Origin of the sequence: Sutcliffiella horikoshii (assembly GCF_044809035.1) — a bacterium.
GTDB lineage: Bacteria > Bacillota > Bacilli > Bacillales > Bacillaceae_I > Sutcliffiella_A > Sutcliffiella_A horikoshii_G.
The window spans coordinates 938,424-955,912 of sequence record NZ_CP085237.1 but is presented as its reverse complement, the minus strand read 5'-3'; the positions used below and the strand labels follow the sequence as shown (position 1 = coordinate 955,912).

Below are 17,489 nucleotides of genomic sequence, written 5' to 3'. Positions count from 1 at the left end.
TAGATGAACCAAAAAAAGCAACGTGAAACCATCTCACGTCACCTTTTTGATTCCATTCATTTATTTAATGTGCTGCGGCATGGCCACCATCCACTGTCTTTCGTCCGTTTCCACCTGTACGTTTCATCTTGTGCTCGACCATTTTTTCTTTTATATATCTAACCGCAAAGCGATCTAGCCCGTAGAAGGTAGCTGCCGTTCCTGCTGCAATTAGTAAAATCGCTATTGTATATAATACGGGGTTCGTGCTGACGGTTCCGGCAAGCAAGAAGTTCAGGTTCATGAAGGCCGCCGCCAACAGTGCCGGCAATGTTGCTAAGCCAATTATGAGTGCAATCCCCACAAGTACCTCGCCCCAAGGGATTAGGATGTTGATTAAACCAACGTTAGGCAATGCTACATTCTCAAGAAATCCTGCGTACCATCCTTGTACCGCCGGGTGTGCCCCTTCCGCTTTGGCGATGGCTCCATGTAAAAATCCTTCTGCATCAAATGTTCCTATTTTCGGCAAACCGGCCTTTAGCCATTGTACCCCCAACCAAACTCTTAAAACTGTCCAAAGGATTGCCATTTTCGGTCCACGTAACCATTTCATGATTTACTCCTCCTAGAATTTCAGTTTGTGAAGTGTTTCACAATAACCTTTAAAAAAATATAGCCGGCTAGCTCTTATTTTTACTTCAGAAAGTTTGTGAAGTGTTTCACTTACTTTCTATCTTTACTATACAACCATTTACTATTATTTACAATGGAGTTCACAAATTGTTCGCAATATTTATTTTGTTCATAACACCTTGTGGATAATCTGATTAACCTTACTGCCCTTCCAGTTATATCAATATAAATAAATCATTCAATTGTGAATAGTTTTTTGTGGATAAATATTCAGAATGTTGTTGATAATGTGGATAAACGTGTGTATATCCCGTATAGCAAGGAATTTGCTGTGTACAACTAATCAAAATGCGCGACTTTAGAACTATAAAACACAGAGAAATACGTTACCTCATACCTATACCAGAATAATTCTTACCTTTTCCTAAACCTTATTACAATAGATTGATATTAGCCACCAACAACGATTAAAATAAAGATACTATCAGTAAAGCGAGGTGTGGCACCTTATGAGAAGTTATATAATTGGATTGGACATCGGCACCTCCACGACCAAATCTGTCCTTTTTAGTAGAAATGGAGAAGTGGTCTCTGAGTCAGAACATGCCTATTCCACCTATCGTCCGAAACCAAATTACTCCGAACAAAATCCTTTGGAGATTGAGAGCGCGGCACGTCTGGCCATCTCCACTTCTATTAGCCAAGCAAAAATAAAACCACAGGATATTATTGGCCTAAGCATCTCTTCTCCTATGCACAGTTTGATCTGTATAGATGAAAATAACGAACCTCTTTCCCCCATGATAACTTGGGCAGACGGCAGAAGCTATCCACAAGCGGCCATCATGAAGGAGTCTTATGGACAGGACTTATATGAGCAAACAGGAACTCCCATTCATCCCATGTCACCTTTTGTGAAGCTTGTGTGGATGAAAGAGAACCAATATACGCCATATTATGAAGCAACGCGCTTTGTTTCTATAAAAGAATATATTTTATACAAATGGTGCGGGACATGGCAAGTGGATTATTCTGTTGCCTCTGCAACTGGGCTTTTCAATATTCACACACTCCATTGGGATGAGGAAGCCCTTGCCATAGCTGGTATAAATGAGTCTCAGCTCTCAAAAGTAGTGCCATGTACAACCCTAGTTGGCCCCCTTACCGATGATGTTGCGCAAGAACTGCATCTACAAACCTCTACCCCCATTATCATCGGAGCAAGTGGCGGGTTGCTTGCCAACATTGGTGTCGGTGCTACTGGGGAAGGAGAAACTGCTTTAACAATAGGCAGTAGCGGGGCTATCCGGAGATTCACCTCGGAAAAAACGATCGATTTTGAACAACGTACCTTTCAATATGCTTTTACGCATGAAAGTCGCATTGTGGGAGGTGCCACTAATAATGGGACCATTGTAATGCACTGGCTAGCAAGACAATTCTCTTCCTTAACAAAAAAAGAAACGATAGAAGTGGCAGATCTTGAAGCACTTGCAGCAACCTCAAGTGCAGGAGCTAACGGACTATTTTTCCTACCATATCTGAACGGAGAACGAGCGCCTAAATGGAATGCTAAAGCTAAAGGTGGATGGATGGGGCTCACCCTATCGCATACAAGCGCGGATATGATTCGAAGTGTGATGGAAAGTGTCATTTTTAATATGTTTGAGATTCATGAGACACTTGAAGAAAAAACAAATCCTACAAAAAAACTGGTGGTCAGTGGAAGTTATGCCTCCTCCCCTTTATGGGTGCAGATGACAGCAGATATTTTCCGCAAAACAGTTTCTTTAGCTGAAAGCACACATGCTACTGCATGGGGTGCTGCCTGGCTGGGTATGTATGCACTTGGAGAAGTTGATTCGATAGAATCCATCAAATCATACATACCGATTAAACATGAGGTATTGCCTACTGTCCGAAATGTGGCAATGTATGAAGAATATTACCACCTCTATCGTGAACTTTATAATAAAAATAAGCCGTTATTTGCGGAGATGGACCGTTTGCAATACTGACCTTTAAAAGAGCTAGCAGTCATATAGACTGCTAGCTCTTTTCTGTTACGCCGCTTATACTTGTTCTCTTTTCCTAATACTAATCCCAGTAAACCCATAAAACAGGCTTAATAATGGACTGACTAAGCAAAAGATGGCAAAGGGTAAGTAATCCATAACAGGCACTTCAAGCACTCCTGCCATGAACACACCACTTACTCCATATGGAATTAATGGGTTGATGACTGTTCCGGCATCCTCTAATACTCGTGCCAAGTTTTTAGGTGCAATTCCTTGCTTCTCATATTCCTTTTCAAAGGCCTGACCGGTTAATATGATGGACATATACTGTTCTCCAACGGTTACGTTTACTCCTATTGCTGTTGCAACGGTAGCGAAAATCAGCTTTCCGGTGGATGATACAAATGATTGGATCATGATTAGTAAGCGTTCCATCACACGTAGCTGTTGTATCAATCCTCCCATGCTTAAAGTAAGCAACACAAGGGATACCGACCACATCATGCTTTGAATGCCACCCTTTGTCAAAATACTGTCTATCGCTTCGTCTCCAGTTGCTCCGGTATACCCATTTTGCATCACATCCATAAGTTGAGCCACCTGAACTCCTGGTTGAAGGATGAACGCCATCACAGACCCAACAATAATTCCGACCATCATGACAAAAATCGCAGGTACGCGTTTTAGTGCTACACCGAACATGACAACAGCCGGTATTAATGCCCAGATGCTGACCATGCCTTGCTCTTTTAAAACTTTAGGCAACTCTGCAAAATCTCCTACCTGCCCATTGCTTCCACCAGAAGAGATAATCCCAAACACCACTAAACAAATGATTGCTGCAGGTACGGTTGTCCATAGCATATGGCGAATATGCTCAAACAGATCTACCTTGCATACCGCAGATGCAATATTGGTAGTATCCGAAAGAGGGGACATTTTATCACCCAAAAGAGCCCCAGAGATAATGGCTCCTGCCACAATAGCCGGATTAAATCCCATGCCTGTTCCAAGTGCGATAAAGGCAACACCTACAGTAGCTGCTGTAGTAAACGAACTACCAATACTGATTCCAATAACTGCGGTAATAATAAACACGCTTGGAAGGAAGAATTGGGCGGAAATGAGCTGGCCACCGTAATAAATGAACGTCGGGATTGTTCCAGACAGCATCCACACCCCAATTAAAATACCAATAAGAATGAATAATAAAATGGGGGTTAGGCCTTCCTTTAGTCCATTTTTCAAGCCATTTTCAATAAAGACCCAAGAATGTCCCTTAATTAATGAAAATAAAATTAAGACCACGATACTTGCAAAGATGGGAATATGAGGTTCTGCTTTAAAAACGAATAATGATATAGAAATAATAGCGATGATGCTAAAAACCAAGCTTAGAGCTGCAAGTCCGCTAATGTGTATTTTTTCTTTTTGTATTTGCTGCTCCATGATGTTCCCTCCAAAATGTAAGTTTGCTTACCTATTAATTTGCACCAAAAAAGCTTCTTCATCCCAAAAGTAAGGGACGAAGAAGCTCCGCGGTACCACCCTAATTGGCAACCTATCCATTGCCCACTCATCTGCTACGATAGCTGTTATTAATATGTATTGTAATTCATCTTCCATTTCGCCTGGATTTTCACCAACCATCCAGTCTCTTTCGGCTGCAATATGGAAAACTACTTTATACATAGCTACCAACCTATTTATTTACTAAGCTCTACTCGGCTAAAAATATTCGCTAACACACTTAAACGCTTAAACGCTTTTAGGTGTTAAAGTATTGTAATAAAGATAATATATATTTTACCGCTTGTCAACAATAAAAAAATCCTCCTGCGATTTACTTAGGAGGATTTCTTTTATTATGTGTTAGGTAAACGAATCACAAAGCTAGTTTTCTTCTCATCCGAGTGACAATAAATTTGGCCGTCATGTTTTTCAATCAATTTTTTGCAAATATACAGTCCGATTCCTGTTCCTAAGTCCTTGGTAGTAAAAAACGGTTCAAAAATTGCGTGGATGGCTTCCTCTTCGATTTTCGGTCCATTGTTGGAAATGGACAGTTCGGTAAATTCGCCTTTTTCCACACAAACTACTTGAATCGTGCGAGATCTACTTTTCATCTGTTGTAGCGCATCTATAGAATTAATGATCAGATTTAGAAAGACCTGCCTTAATTCATCTTTATTGGCTATCATATTAATCGATGGATCAATGTCCAATTGAATGACTACATCTCCGTCTAGTAAACTAGGATACAGAAACTCTACTAGCTCCTGCAACAAGAAGGATAAATTCACTTCTTCGCGCTTACTTTCCATCAATTCCTTTCTAGAAACATGTAAAAATTGAGAAATACGGTAATTAAGCTGATCCAATTCATGGCGCATAATTTCCAAGTATGGATGATCAGGAAGTTCATTCTGCAAGAGCCTGGTAAATCCAATTACAGAGGTTAAAGGATTTCTGAATTCATGAACAAAACTTGAGCTCATTTGTCCAAGAATAGTGAGGCGTTCTTTATGAGTTTGATTGATGTATAATTCTTTTTCTTCCAACTGTTTTTCTTTAATCTCTGTGTACTTTCTAACTGCCAGATAAGAAAATTTATCAAACAGAGTATTTATTTGATCAATAAAAGGTTGCAGTTCTCGAGATGGAATACCCGAATTCCAGACCCATTTTACCACTTCACTTCTACCCGTATTCACATTAAAGACAAACTCACTGATATTAACATTGGCTTGGACGCGTTCATGGGCGGTCTTGTTTGCAAGCATGATGATTTCTTCCTCTGACAATGGATCTTTAATCGCTTTTTTAATAAGCTGATACATTTGCCAGCCGTTGCGCACTACTTCTTCCTTATATAAATCATCTTCCGAAATCACACTTTTATTTCTCCAATTCCGGATAAATTGATCATGGTTTTCTTCTAAAAACAAAATGAGTTTCTGAGCAGCGTCCATCCTTGCCAGCCACCTTCTACGTTATTTTCGGACAATCTATATCTATCATACCAGAAAATTCAGATAGAAGATAAAGTATTCTGACAACCTTATACAATGTCTATGTTTGCTACAGGAGCAGTTGTTTATTTTTTCATCATGGAGAAGGGACATTTACCTTCAATAGGCTTTATATCGTCTCCGATGAAATATTGTTTCCACTCTCGGTGATTTGGATCTCCGTAATGACTGATATTCGGGTGTGTGGGAAGCTGATCCCATTTCTCTACACGCTCCCGAACCTTTTCACGTGACATGATACCACCTTTTGACGTACCTTCCAATCCTTCAAATATCCTTCTCGGCTGAAATCCAAGAATAAGGCTGTTCCCTAAATCCCTCGTCTTTCTCTGCTTATAGGCAGGAGCATTCCCGAAGACGAAATAAGGCTCTTCTGCAAAAGAAAAGGCCCATAAATGATGATCGGGATCTGTAGGGTAATCCTTTGGCCAAGGTTGATCATCTTTAATATGTAAGAACTGCAAAATATCCCAAAAATATTCCCGATAGTATGGAATGGTCTTTTCCTCTTTTTCTGGCTCTACAAAAAGAAATAACCCATGTCTTACAAGTGGTTTTTCTGGATCAAACAGTGCGTTAAATTCCTTCAATGTATCCGGCAGATGGCTCCAATTATCATGAGTGATATAGGAATACCGAAGTTCCCCTTTCTTTTCTGCACTCATTCCAAAATAACAAGGAAATGTTTTATTCGTTACGACATCCCGGAAATTTTTATATTCTTGTACCAGCCATTTTGGCACAATCTTCTCATTTGTCATATCTTCCTTTGTCAGCAACTTACCCTTTGTGGAACGAATTACGGTTTCCATTACATCACCCCTAGATTTAATAGTTAAAGAGACTTCCTAACAAGCAAATTACCCTTAAAACTTCTAGCCAAAACGTGAACTAACTTTCAGCAAAATAAATTGAGTAAAAAGGTTTTATCTATAAATATAAAGGGTATAAACATGTGGGGTGTTTACAATTTAGAAAGATAGAGGAGAAAAATGAATGGGCATACTAATTGTAGATGATAACCAAGTAAATTTGTTTGTCATAGAAAATATCTTAAAGAGAGCGGGATACAAAGATTACCTATCCTTCACCTCTGCTAATGAGATGTTTACATATTTACATAATGATAATTCCGCTTCCACTAAAATGCCCGTCGATATTATCTTAATGGATATCATGATGCCTGAAATTGATGGTATTGAAGCCTGTAGAACGCTCCAGACTATTCCACACCTGAAAGACATCCCTGTCATTTTTGTAACTGCGCTAGAAGATTCTAATAAAGTAGCAGAAGCATTGGATGCAGGTGGATTGGATTATGTAATGAAGCCAATTAACAAGACAGAATTATTGGCACGGATCCGAGTGGTCCTTCGGCTTAAGCAGGAGAAGGATAAGAATAAAAAACAGGCAGAAAAGATTAAAAATCAATTGGATCTTTCCCAACAAGTGCAGAACAGTCTGTTGAGTGAACCTATCATCGAGGACAACTTTGTCGTTAAGGCTTCCTATATCCCTGCTTATAAACTTGCTGGCGACATGTACTATTGGTATAAGATTGACAAGTCAAGATACGCAGTCATCCTTCTGGACATGATGGGACACGGTATTTCCGCTTCCTTGGTATGCATGTTCATTTCCTCCGTTCTGCGTGACTCCATCAGAGGCTGTGCAGACCCTGAGTTTGTTATTAGTGAATTGAATCGGTGGATGCATGCCCTGAATTTACGGAATCAGCAGATCCCATATTATTTTACAGCTATTTACCTTGTCATAGATACAGAAGAAAAATCAATGGAATATGTTAATGCTGGTCACCCCGCCGGTTTTGCGCTCATTGATGAAGATGAAGTAGTGGAGCTCTCTAACCGAACATGTGCCCTCGGATTTTTCGAGAAAGTGGATGTAAAAAAGACAACTATTACTTACAAAGATTGCGTTCAAATTATGCTCTATACAGATGGTGTGGTAGAAACTATGGAGAAGGTGGGCATGAATCAATACCCTCAGTTTATAAAATCCGCCTCAAAATTCTGGGATCTTCCAAATATCCCTGAACCAATCAATCTAGTCCTACCGGATGAAATGCGACAAGAAGCCTCCGACGACATGTGCGTCGTAATGATACAAGCAAGATAACAAACTTAGAGTAGAATTATACAGTTGATATAATTCCTATTGATTGAAGTGGAAAGCGCGCAGACGCCCGCGGGTGGAAGGGACAGGTGAGACCCCGCAACGGAGTGAGGAGGCTCACGGACCGCCCGCAGGCAAGCGAAGCGCTTGGAACGGAAATCAATGTATTGAGATAACTTAATTACAAAAAAAAACGGAGAGCAGGATAGGAATCCTAGCTCTCCGTTTTTTTTCGGTAAATCTTATCATATAAGTCGAACTCTTCAAACCCAGGATGTGCATCAAGACGCAATGCTTCTTTGCTCCCAAGACCCAAAAACCCATCAGCCCCCAGACTCTCCTGAAACAATTGAATAACATTATGCTGCAGCTCCAAATTAAAATAAATCAATACATTTCGGCATACAATTATATGAAACTCATTGAACGATCTGTCTGTCACAAGATTATGCTGTGCAAACACAATTCTATTCAACAGGTCTTCATTGATATACGCAAATTGATGATCAGAATGATAATATTCCGAAAAGGCCTTCTTCCCACCAGCTTGCATATAATTTTTGGTGTAGGTCTTCATTTTGGAAAGAGGGATAATCCCTTTTTGCGCTTTTTCCAAAATCTTCTCGTTCATGTCGGTTGCATAGATTTTCGACTTATGCCCTACGCCCTCTTCTTCCAAAAGAATGGCCATGGAATAGGCTTCCTCTCCAGAAGAACAGCCTGCATGCCATACCCTGATTTCCGGTAATTCTCTTAAAAGAGGAATGACCTTTTCTCGGAAGGACAAGAAAAAGGAAGGATCACGGAACATCTCTGTAACATTGATTGAAAAGTCATCCAATACTTTTTTCAAAAACACTTCGTGGTGGATTACTTGTTCTGTCAGCTGAGTGATATTTTTCAATCCTTCCAGCCTTAATCTATTTTCTACTCTTCTCATAATGGAAGACTTCATATATTTCCGAAAATCAAACCCCGAAAGCCGATAAACTGCGGTTAAGAATAAATCTAATTCCAAGTCTTGCTTGTCCACTTGTAATCTTGCCTCCAAAATCTCAAATCTTACAAAAAGGAACGGCTACTCGTATCCAACGAACCGTAACCGCCCCTTTTGTCTATATCCTAATTTTTAGCTACCCAAACGCGCATTGCTGATAATAACTGATCTAATTTAAGTGGTTTGCTAATATAATCGGAAGCTCCCACTTCTAGACATTTTTCTCGGTCACCTTTCATCGCCTTAGCGGTTAGGGCAATAATCGGTACGTCTTTATGTTTTTCTAAGTTACGAATCGTTTTAATGGCTTTGTACCCATCCATTACGGGCATCATAATATCCATCAAAATAATATCGACATGCTCATTTTCATGAAGGATATCCAAACATTGTAACCCGTTCTCAGCAGTTAAAATATTCATATCCTCTTTATTCAGGGCATTGTTAAGTGCATAAACATTCCGGTGGTCATCATCAACGACAACAACCGTCTTTCCTTTTAGGATATTAGAAATGGCATCCTCTTCCACTGTTTTCGGCTCTTTAACAACTTCTTCTTTCCTCGCCATATTTAGTACCATATTTTCCTCTTCCAACAAATCTGTTTCAGATGTGGATGCTACTTCTTGCCATGCTGCTTCTACTTCTTTCAGTTGAGGCATTCCTTTTGGCAAGCTAGGAATTAATAGAGTAAAGACACTTCCTTCTCCCTCTTCGCTTTCCACAAACACGCTTCCCCCCAACAGGTTGGAGAATTCTTTGGAGATGGAAAGCCCAAGACCTGTGCCACCATACTTTCTCATAGTTGCTCCATCTCCTTGGTGGAAGGCTTCAAAAATGAGGGATTGCTTGTCCTTAGAGATACCAATTCCGGTATCTTCCACGGAAATCTTCAACCAAGTATCGGCGTTTACATTCACATTCGCTCTTAGAAGGTCCCTTTTTGAAGCTTTTTCAATCTTGACGGATACTTTCCCTTGTTCTGTGAATTTAAAGGCATTGGATAATAGATTTTTTACAATCTGTTGCAAACGCTGTTCATCGGTAAAAAATACATCCGGCAGCTGTTTGCCGCGAACAATCTCGTATTCTAGTTTTTTATGTTTGGCAATATGCGTAAATTGAAGTTCCAATCGGTTGATAAACTCTTCCACATTTACTTCCCCAAACATCACTTCCAGCTTTTTCACTTCCACTTTGGAAAGATCCAAAATATCATTGATTAAATTCAACAGATCTTGACCGGATGAATTGATGACGCGCGAGAATTCCCTTTGTTCATCTGTAAGCTGGTCTTCCGGATCTTCTGCTAACATTTCTGACAAAAGAAGAATACTATTAAGCGGTGTTCTCAGCTCATGGGACATATTGGCCAAAAACTCCGATTTATATTTGGAACTAAGTTGAAGCTGTTTCGCTTTTTCTTCAAGCTCTGTTTTCGCTTTTTGAAGTTCCGCGGATTTTTGCTCCGCATCACGAGAACGTTCCTCAAGCTGTTCGTTGATCATGCGCAGTTCTTCTGACTGTGTCTGGAGCTCTTCTGACTGGGCTTGCAATTCTTCAGACTGAGATTGCAACTCTTCAGTCTGAGCTTGGGATTCAAGCAGTAAGCGCTCGACTTCCATTCTGCCCAGAATGTTTGTAATAGCTATGCCCAGCGTTTCCAGCACTTTTGTGAGAAGTTGTCGATGCGTTTTTGTAAATTCAGTTAATGTAGCCATTTCGATGACGGCAATGACTTCATCTTTGATAATTACAGGAGCGATGATAATGCTTCTTGGTTTGATATGGCCAATCCCTGTGGTAACAACGGAATAGTCCTCAGGTACTTCTTCAAGGATAATCATCTTCTTATCCCAAGCACATTGTCCAACCAATCCTTCGCGCAACTTATACGCTTCACCGCCAACATCCTCCGCACCGTCGGCATATGTGGCAATCTTCTTGTAAGTACCCTCTTTTCCTTCACTGTCCAGTAAGTAGAACGCGCCAAGCTTTGCATCCATTAACGGTGTCAAAGTGGCAATGAACTTTTCAGCAAGCGAGTCAGTGGAAACATTCCGGTGGTACAGGTTGATAATATCTGCAGAGTTTGTTTGTACCCAATTTTGTCTGCCAATTTCTTCTGTAAACTGTTTTTCTTTTACATGATAGGATTCAATAGATGATGCCATCGTGTTGAACGCTTCCGATATTTCCCCTATTTCATCCTTTATGTTTGTGTTTAATCTCGGTAAAGTGGATAAATCATCATAATTAATGTCCTTTATTCCATTCTTCACTTTATCTAAACGGCTGTTGGTACTACGGATCACCCATAAAGTGGTCATGACTATTACCAGTAAGGAAAGGATTAATGCAGCAATTAGTATAACCATAAGAGTTTGGTAGGTTTGATTTGCTTCTGCCAACGTATCCTGCATATAAGTTTCCTGTAAGTTTTTAAAATCTGATATGTTCTGAAGAAGTGCAGTCCTCGTATCAACTTGTGAGGCATAGATTTCTTGCAGGTCATCATTGGATGCACCATTATTAATTTGAGAGAGGATTTCCTGCTCCATGATCCAATACGAGTTATACCGCTCTTCAATATTGCTTAGTAATACTTTTGTTTCTGTACTACTTAAAACTGCTTCCAATTCAACAATATTTTTTCTGACCGCTTCTTTATTTTCAGCAATATTAGCTAGATTTGCCTCAATATTTTCAGCCTCGTCTCTATTGATAACAAATAACAGCTGCCTGTCTGTTTCATAGAACAACTGCCTAATATCAGTCGCTTTGTTAACTTTGTAATACCTCTCTTCTACTATTTCCAGCATATTTGTCTTCATGGAATTGGTCATAAATAGAATTACAGATAAAAGCAAAACAAACGAAACCACCGTAACTCCCAGGCCGACAAATTGTTTTTTCTTAAAGCTCACCGCAACTCCCACTTTCATTAGTTTATGATGCTGAAAACGCACACAAATATCTAGGTTCATTATACCAGTAAGAGGAAAGAGTGGTCGAGTTTGGGTACTCGAATCTTAGATTTATTTTAGTAGATAAAAAATGGCCTCATCCAGTTATTCTTGGACAAGGCCCTTTCCTCATATTTCTTTAGATGAAATTGGCAGAAATAATTTTATCCCTCTTTTATTGAAGGGCAATATTTTCATATCTGCAATTAGGTGACTTATATAGGCAATGGTGCATGTCAGGAAAACTCCGTCGATAGAAAGAGAGAATTCTAGTTTTAAAGCTATGTAGGCGAAGAAAGCAGTACCTATAATTGAATGCGTGTAGCTTCTGTGGGACACTATGGAGGCAATTATAATATAGACACCAAAAAGTATCATCCACATTTCTTGTAAGCTCACACCGCCAAGTAGAACGCCTGCACCAGTGATGGTCAGCATATGTTTTTGTTTTATGAGAGAAGAAATGATAATCATAAGAGCTCCAATTCCAATTCCTCTCAACTTTTCCTCCAGGGTTCCCTCGTATAAACTATATAGAATCATCATGGTTCCTATTATTTGCGCGATTGTTCTCGTCACCGTATGGGATAACGTGATGCGCCCTCGAAGTTTCCCGTCAATATCAAGGTCTGGGACAAGGCCTGATATGGTCCCTAAGCTGACTAAAATAAGAGTTGTTGTTGGTGTTGTTTGCAACGTGTTTGCTACGGCAAAACCTGTTGCTGCCCCAATGGCTGCATGTGCGGTGCCATTCATGTTTTGTTTCACCTCTGTCTGACGCTCTGAATTGGTGATGTGTCGGGATTAGAAATCCTCAGTTATGTAGCACCATATTTTAGCTATTTTACATGAAAACATTTGTTCTGTTTAGGGGCAAAAGTCCTAAATGTTAGTGACTGGAGACAGAGGGTGGGGTATGTTGGAAAAATCTTTGTTCATTTTCATCTTAATTTGGACTTGAGTTTGCGAATCGCCCGATTGTACCTGTAAATCGCCCGATAATTGTAATAATCGCCCGTTAGTTTAAATTATAGCCCGATTACCTTGAATATTCGCCCGATTCTCTGGCAATATACCCCTTAAAGGTATCTACACACCTCCTTCCATCATCCTAAACTCTAAAAAATATAAAAGACCCTCCCACCAACTAAAGGGTAGAAGAGTCTGAGACTTATTCCAATTCCTTGTCCTTAAAAAAATGCTCCACAAGCTCTACATGTTCGCGAAGGTCTGTCTTTCCTTTTTCGCTTATCACATAGGTCCCTCGTTTCACTCGTTCAAACCATCGGTAATAGTTCTTTGTCAATATAGAAGAGGTTTTCTCGCCAGTGCCTAAATCCCGCAGTGCCTTTGGAGACAAGGGACCGAACTTCTCCAAATAACAAGCAATTTGAACACAATTTTCTTTATAGGCAGTCCTGATCTTCACCCGGTTGCTTCCTCCAAAATTCACATCAGTAGAACGGCCATTCATTTCCTTCACTAACGCCTCACTCTTGCGCTTATTCTGGCGCATGCTTTTCGCCCGATCAAACGGTACCGGATCAAACATGACCTCCACACGCTTTCCTCGACCGCTGAATGACACGACAATTAAGCCCAGCTCAAGCCGCTTTATTAAATGACTTAGATCTGTCCAACGCTTTGAACGCCTGCTAAACGACGGCTTTGGGATTGCGATATACACGAGGTCCGTCAGCTTTTGCCTCTTGGTCGCTTGGATGAGGAGCTGAACGTTTAAGGTCAACTTTAGTTCCACAACAACAACTGCATCCCCTTTCATCATCGCAATATCGCAATCGTTCACTTCCCCGTAAACCTCATAGCCTTCTTTAACAAAATGCTTCTGAATGGGCTTATATAAATCGACTTCATATAATTTTTTCTTTTCTGTCATAGCTTACACAACCAACCTCCCCTAAATGGAAAGAATCTCTCGAATGTCTTCCTCCGTCAATGCATTTGACACTTTCTCGTCAGGGTCTATAATTTCTTCTATCAAATGCCTCTTTTTATCTTGCAGTTCGTTCATTTTCTCTTCAATCGTTCCCCTTGCTAAAAGCTTAATCACTTGAACCGTCTGCGTTTGACCCATTCTATGTGCACGGTCTGCCGCCTGCTCTTCCACTGCCGGATTCCACCAAAGATCATAAAGAATGACAGTATCCGCTCCAGTCAGATTCAGACCAGTCCCTCCTGCCTTCAGTGAAATTAAGAAAAAGTCCCTTTCCCCTGAGTTGAACCGTTCACAACGCTCCACTCTTTCTTCTGATGGAGTTTGACCATCCAGGTAAAAGTAGGGCAGTCCCTGATAGGCAAGTTCTCTTCCTATCAAATCCAGCATCTTGGTAAACTGAGAGAAAATGAGTACTCTTCTCCCAGAACGTTGAGATTCCTCGATTAACTGTAAGAGCATTTCAAACTTTGCAGAGCTCCCCTTATAGCCGTTAACGAAAAGAGTCGGGTGGCAGCAAATTTGACGGAGTCTTGTTAAACCAGCCAGTATCCGTATTTTGTTTTTCCTCAACGTATCCTTGTTCAAATGTTTCAATGTATCATGTCGAAGCTTGGCTAGATAAGCCGCATAGAGTTTCTTCTGTTCAGGTAAAAGCTCCACTGACTCCAGGCTTTCCAACTTCTCCGGTAATTCCTCCAATACATCTTCCTTCACACGGCGGAGCATGAATGGTCGGATCCGTCTTGCAATGGATTTTCTAGTAAGATTACTGTACTCCTTCAATCCCATAAACAACTCCGGGAAGACAATATGAAAAATGGACCAAAGCTCTTCCAGAGAATTCTCCACAGGGGTACCCGTTAAAGCAAATTTATAATCGGCTTCCAACCTTTTCACTGCTCGGAAAGTCTGGGTTACCGGGTTCTTAAAGGCTTGTGCCTCATCAAAAAAAACAGAATGGAAGACTTTATCGGCGAGTAAGTGGATATCACGGCGCAGCAAAGGATAAGAGACGATGACAACATCCACTTCCTTCATTTGTGAAAAGGACTTCTCGCGCTCCTTCCGAGTTCCATCAATAATTATACAGTTAATCTCCGGTGCGAACTTCCCCATTTCACTCCGCCAGTTATAAGTTAATGAGGACGGAGTGACTATTAAAGCCGGACATTTTTTTTGACGGATATCTTCAAGCTCTGAGAGAATAAAAGTAATACTCTGCAAGGTTTTCCCAAGCCCCATATCATCTGCCAGTATCCCACCAAAACCATATTGGGCCAATGTCTTCATCCACCTGTATCCCTGTATCTGATAATCTCTCAGAATCTTCTCCACTTGTTTCGGAACCCGAATTTGTTCACCACTAGGGTTTCGAATCTCCTCCAAAAATTGTCGGAAGCTTTCTTCCTGCGAAAACACGGTATCATCTTGTACGGAATCCAACATTTTGAAGCCTTTAATAATAGGCACATTTAAGCCCTGCTCAAGGTCCTCGTTCTGAACGGGGTTCGCTTGCAAGAAGCGTTGAATCTCTTCAAATTCTCGTGTTTCCAAAGAGAGCAATGAGCCGTTTTGTAAGCGATAGAATTTCCTTTTTTCTTCTAGAGCACTTAAAAGCTCCCTTATTTGCGATTCAGGTATGCCATCCATTTCAAATTTAAATTCAAGCCAATTAGTGCGCTCCTTTTTCATCCTGATCCGGATTTGCGGTTTGGCATTCTCCTTAAAGATCCGATTTCTAACGGCTGTGGTTGCATAGACTTGAACAAACCGTTGCAACTTAGGCAATGTGTGATAAAGAAAGTTATATTCCAACTCTTCATTGTGCAGAAAAAAACCTTCTTCTGTACTTCCGAATTCACTATCCTCTAATAAATCTAGTATCATCTGCTCTTTATCATAATCCCGGATAAACAGGGCATCCATTCGCTCTTTTCTTGGAGCTAACGGATTGATAATCACCTGTTCATAATGAAACTCAACACTCGCCAAAAGTCGGTTTTTCACTCTGTCCAGATAGAGTTTCGCTACTAACGGCGTTTTTTCAAACCGTTTAGCCACTGTCTCATCAAGCACAACATTCCCGAGCTTCCGTAAGCCAGGCACTACTTTTTCAACAAACATCTGCAACTGATTTGCGGCAATAGGGATAGAGTTTGTCCTTGTGGAATTCAACATTTTTTTCAATTCAGCAAGTCGTCGACAATCATCTGAATCTAAAGAAATAAACTTACCATCCTTGAAAACTGCGTTATAGGCGCTCAATACCAATAGATTCTCTAATCCATCTACCTTCAGGACAATCCCTCTTTCCCTCTCTTCGGTAAAAGAAAAGTGAAGAGAAAGCGGCTCTTTTAGCAACTTAAAGCCATCGTATGCATGTTTGTTTTGGAGGATTTTCACATCTTCAGCCTGCTCGAAAAGAGGAGCAACTTTTGTGAAAGAGGATGGTGGGAGAATTAGTTCTTGAGGAACAATCTCCAGGTCTTCCAAAAATGTTTTTTCATCATAAAGAATGTCTATCAAACCCTGAACAACTTTATCTTCCTCTTTTTTAAAACATTGAACTGCTGGGTCAAACAAATTACTTTGCTTTCTTGTCTTGATAGCTTGTAATAGTTCTCGCGGGTTATGTACAAGTCTCTGATTCAATAGAATCTCTACACCGAGAATGTAATGTTTCTGATCTTTTAACAAAGGTTTGATGACGAACGAAATGTCAACCACTTCTCTTTTTTCAAAATGAAGCTGACGACCACTTGGAGGTCTCTTATCCTCTTGGAAAAGCCGGTACACTTCATCCGATAGGTCAAGTTGTGATAAGTGGCTTTCATATATAGTTAGAAGGACCGCTGCAATGTGCTGGCATTCCTTTTTAACAGACGCAAGCTTTGGACAAGTACAGCTTGTTTGGAAGTCTCCTGAATCATCCGCTGTTATAACCACATGGAAATTTTCAGACGTAGAAACAATCGCTTCACACTTGTCATCCAACCACTCTTCTATCTTTACTTTATCCGCTCTTTTAATGGCATCCCCACTCTTTAAGGAGACGGAACCACATCTTTCTTGGATGATTTTCTTATCTACTTTTATGTTCATGTGGTGATCTCCTTTCGAGGGTGGAATTCTGCTTTCTAAAGTTGATTGTAACATATATAAAGAAGCACAACCCCTTAGTCTAGCAAGCTGTGCCCCTGGCTTTTTCTATATACTTCTTAAACTCTTTGTTTTCATAAATTCAACAGCTTCGTTCAATCTTACAAGGTCATAAATTCCCTTTTCTAGAAAATATTTGACGACAAGATCAGGTATATCATTTCCTGACAAGGAATATCCCGCTGCACCAAGTAAATTTTCTGTTTCCTCTTCATCAAGACCCAAAGCAATCGCCAATGCTACAATGGTTGCTTTTTTAGGTCGGTACTCTGCGTTCGTTCGTATTTTAGAAAAATGTTTTCGGTCCAAACCAGCTTTTTTGTAAATATCCGCGTCGGTACCTCCATTGCGGTCCATATACTGAAATAGGACTTGTTGGAGAGTTGGTTTCTTATTTGCTTTAATGAATTCCTCAATCTCAAACACATCACTGTTTTCATGTAAAACAGGTGATTCTTTGGAGCTGTAGTCTATAGTCTCAAGAACTTCATAAATTTGATGCTCCCAGATAAATCTTTCAAGTTCCTCTAAAAACATTTTATCGAGCATTTCCCCACCTCCAAATGTCGCTTGGAAGGCGACCATTTTATGGATATTATTCGTTATTAT

13 protein-coding genes are annotated in these 17,489 nt (G+C 40.3%); 2 read left to right on the top strand and 11 right to left on the bottom strand.

The window, feature by feature from the left end; translation table 11 throughout:
* Nucleotides 1-64: 64 nt before the first annotated feature.
* Nucleotides 65-595, bottom strand: coding sequence for a TQO small subunit DoxD (locus LG307_RS05110; protein WP_404448728.1), 531 nt, complete (start codon nt 593-595; stop codon nt 65-67).
* A gap of 529 nt (nt 596-1,124) precedes the next feature.
* Between LG307_RS05110 and LG307_RS05105 the strand changes: the two genes are divergently transcribed.
* Entirely contained in the window at nt 1,125-2,633 is a 1,509-nt protein-coding gene (locus LG307_RS05105; protein ID WP_404448726.1) for a gluconokinase, read from the top strand.
* A gap of 54 nt (nt 2,634-2,687) precedes the next feature.
* Here LG307_RS05105 and nhaC read toward each other — a convergent pair whose 3' ends face one another.
* The 4 genes from nhaC to LG307_RS05085 all read right to left on the bottom strand — a co-directional run bounded on the left by nhaC (nt 2,688) and on the right by LG307_RS05085 (nt 6,477).
* Complete coding sequence (gene nhaC, locus LG307_RS05100) at nt 2,688-4,082, bottom strand: Na+/H+ antiporter NhaC (RefSeq protein WP_404448724.1); 1,395 nt, start codon at nt 4,080-4,082, stop codon at nt 2,688-2,690.
* A 27-nt stretch (nt 4,083-4,109) separates the two neighbouring features.
* A complete protein-coding gene (locus tag LG307_RS05095) occupies nt 4,110-4,325 on the bottom strand; it encodes a hypothetical protein (RefSeq protein ID WP_404448723.1) in 216 nt (71 codons plus the stop codon).
* Between the two features lie 173 nt (nt 4,326-4,498).
* Complete coding sequence (locus tag LG307_RS05090; protein WP_404448721.1) at nt 4,499-5,605, bottom strand: sensor histidine kinase; 1,107 nt, start codon at nt 5,603-5,605, stop codon at nt 4,499-4,501.
* 125 nt (nt 5,606-5,730) lie between these two features.
* Entirely contained in the window at nt 5,731-6,477 is a 747-nt protein-coding gene (locus LG307_RS05085) for a YqcI/YcgG family protein (RefSeq protein ID WP_404448719.1), read from the bottom strand.
* A 184-nt stretch (nt 6,478-6,661) separates the two neighbouring features.
* Between LG307_RS05085 and LG307_RS05080 the strand changes: the two genes are divergently transcribed.
* Nucleotides 6,662-7,804: a SpoIIE family protein phosphatase gene (locus LG307_RS05080; RefSeq protein WP_404448718.1), complete on the top strand. Its 1,143-nt coding sequence runs from the start codon at nt 6,662-6,664 to the stop codon at nt 7,802-7,804.
* A 211-nt stretch (nt 7,805-8,015) separates the two neighbouring features.
* On the opposite strand, the gene LG307_RS05075 is transcribed toward LG307_RS05080, so the two are convergent.
* The 6 genes from LG307_RS05075 to LG307_RS05050 form a co-directional block, all read right to left on the bottom strand.
* On the bottom strand, nt 8,016-8,834 hold the full coding sequence (locus LG307_RS05075; RefSeq protein WP_404448716.1) for a CheR family methyltransferase: 819 nt from the start codon (nt 8,832-8,834) through the stop codon (nt 8,016-8,018).
* A gap of 89 nt (nt 8,835-8,923) precedes the next feature.
* Nucleotides 8,924-11,725 (bottom strand): response regulator, encoded by a 2,802-nt coding sequence (locus tag LG307_RS05070; protein WP_404448714.1) that lies wholly within the window; start codon nt 11,723-11,725, stop codon nt 8,924-8,926.
* Nucleotides 11,726-11,893: 168 nt separating this feature from the next.
* On the bottom strand, nt 11,894-12,520 hold the full coding sequence (locus LG307_RS05065) for a metal-dependent hydrolase (protein WP_404448712.1): 627 nt from the start codon (nt 12,518-12,520) through the stop codon (nt 11,894-11,896).
* Nucleotides 12,521-12,935: 415 nt separating this feature from the next.
* Nucleotides 12,936-13,661, bottom strand: a complete 726-nt coding sequence (locus LG307_RS05060) for a DUF2161 domain-containing phosphodiesterase (RefSeq protein ID WP_404448710.1) — start codon at nt 13,659-13,661, stop codon at nt 12,936-12,938.
* A 21-nt stretch (nt 13,662-13,682) separates the two neighbouring features.
* A complete protein-coding gene (locus LG307_RS05055; protein WP_404448708.1) occupies nt 13,683-16,823 on the bottom strand; it encodes an SNF2 helicase associated domain-containing protein in 3,141 nt (1,046 codons plus the stop codon).
* A 105-nt stretch (nt 16,824-16,928) separates the two neighbouring features.
* Nucleotides 16,929-17,429, bottom strand: coding sequence for a hypothetical protein (locus LG307_RS05050; RefSeq protein ID WP_404448706.1), 501 nt, complete (start codon nt 17,427-17,429; stop codon nt 16,929-16,931).
* Nucleotides 17,430-17,489 lie beyond the last annotated feature (60 nt).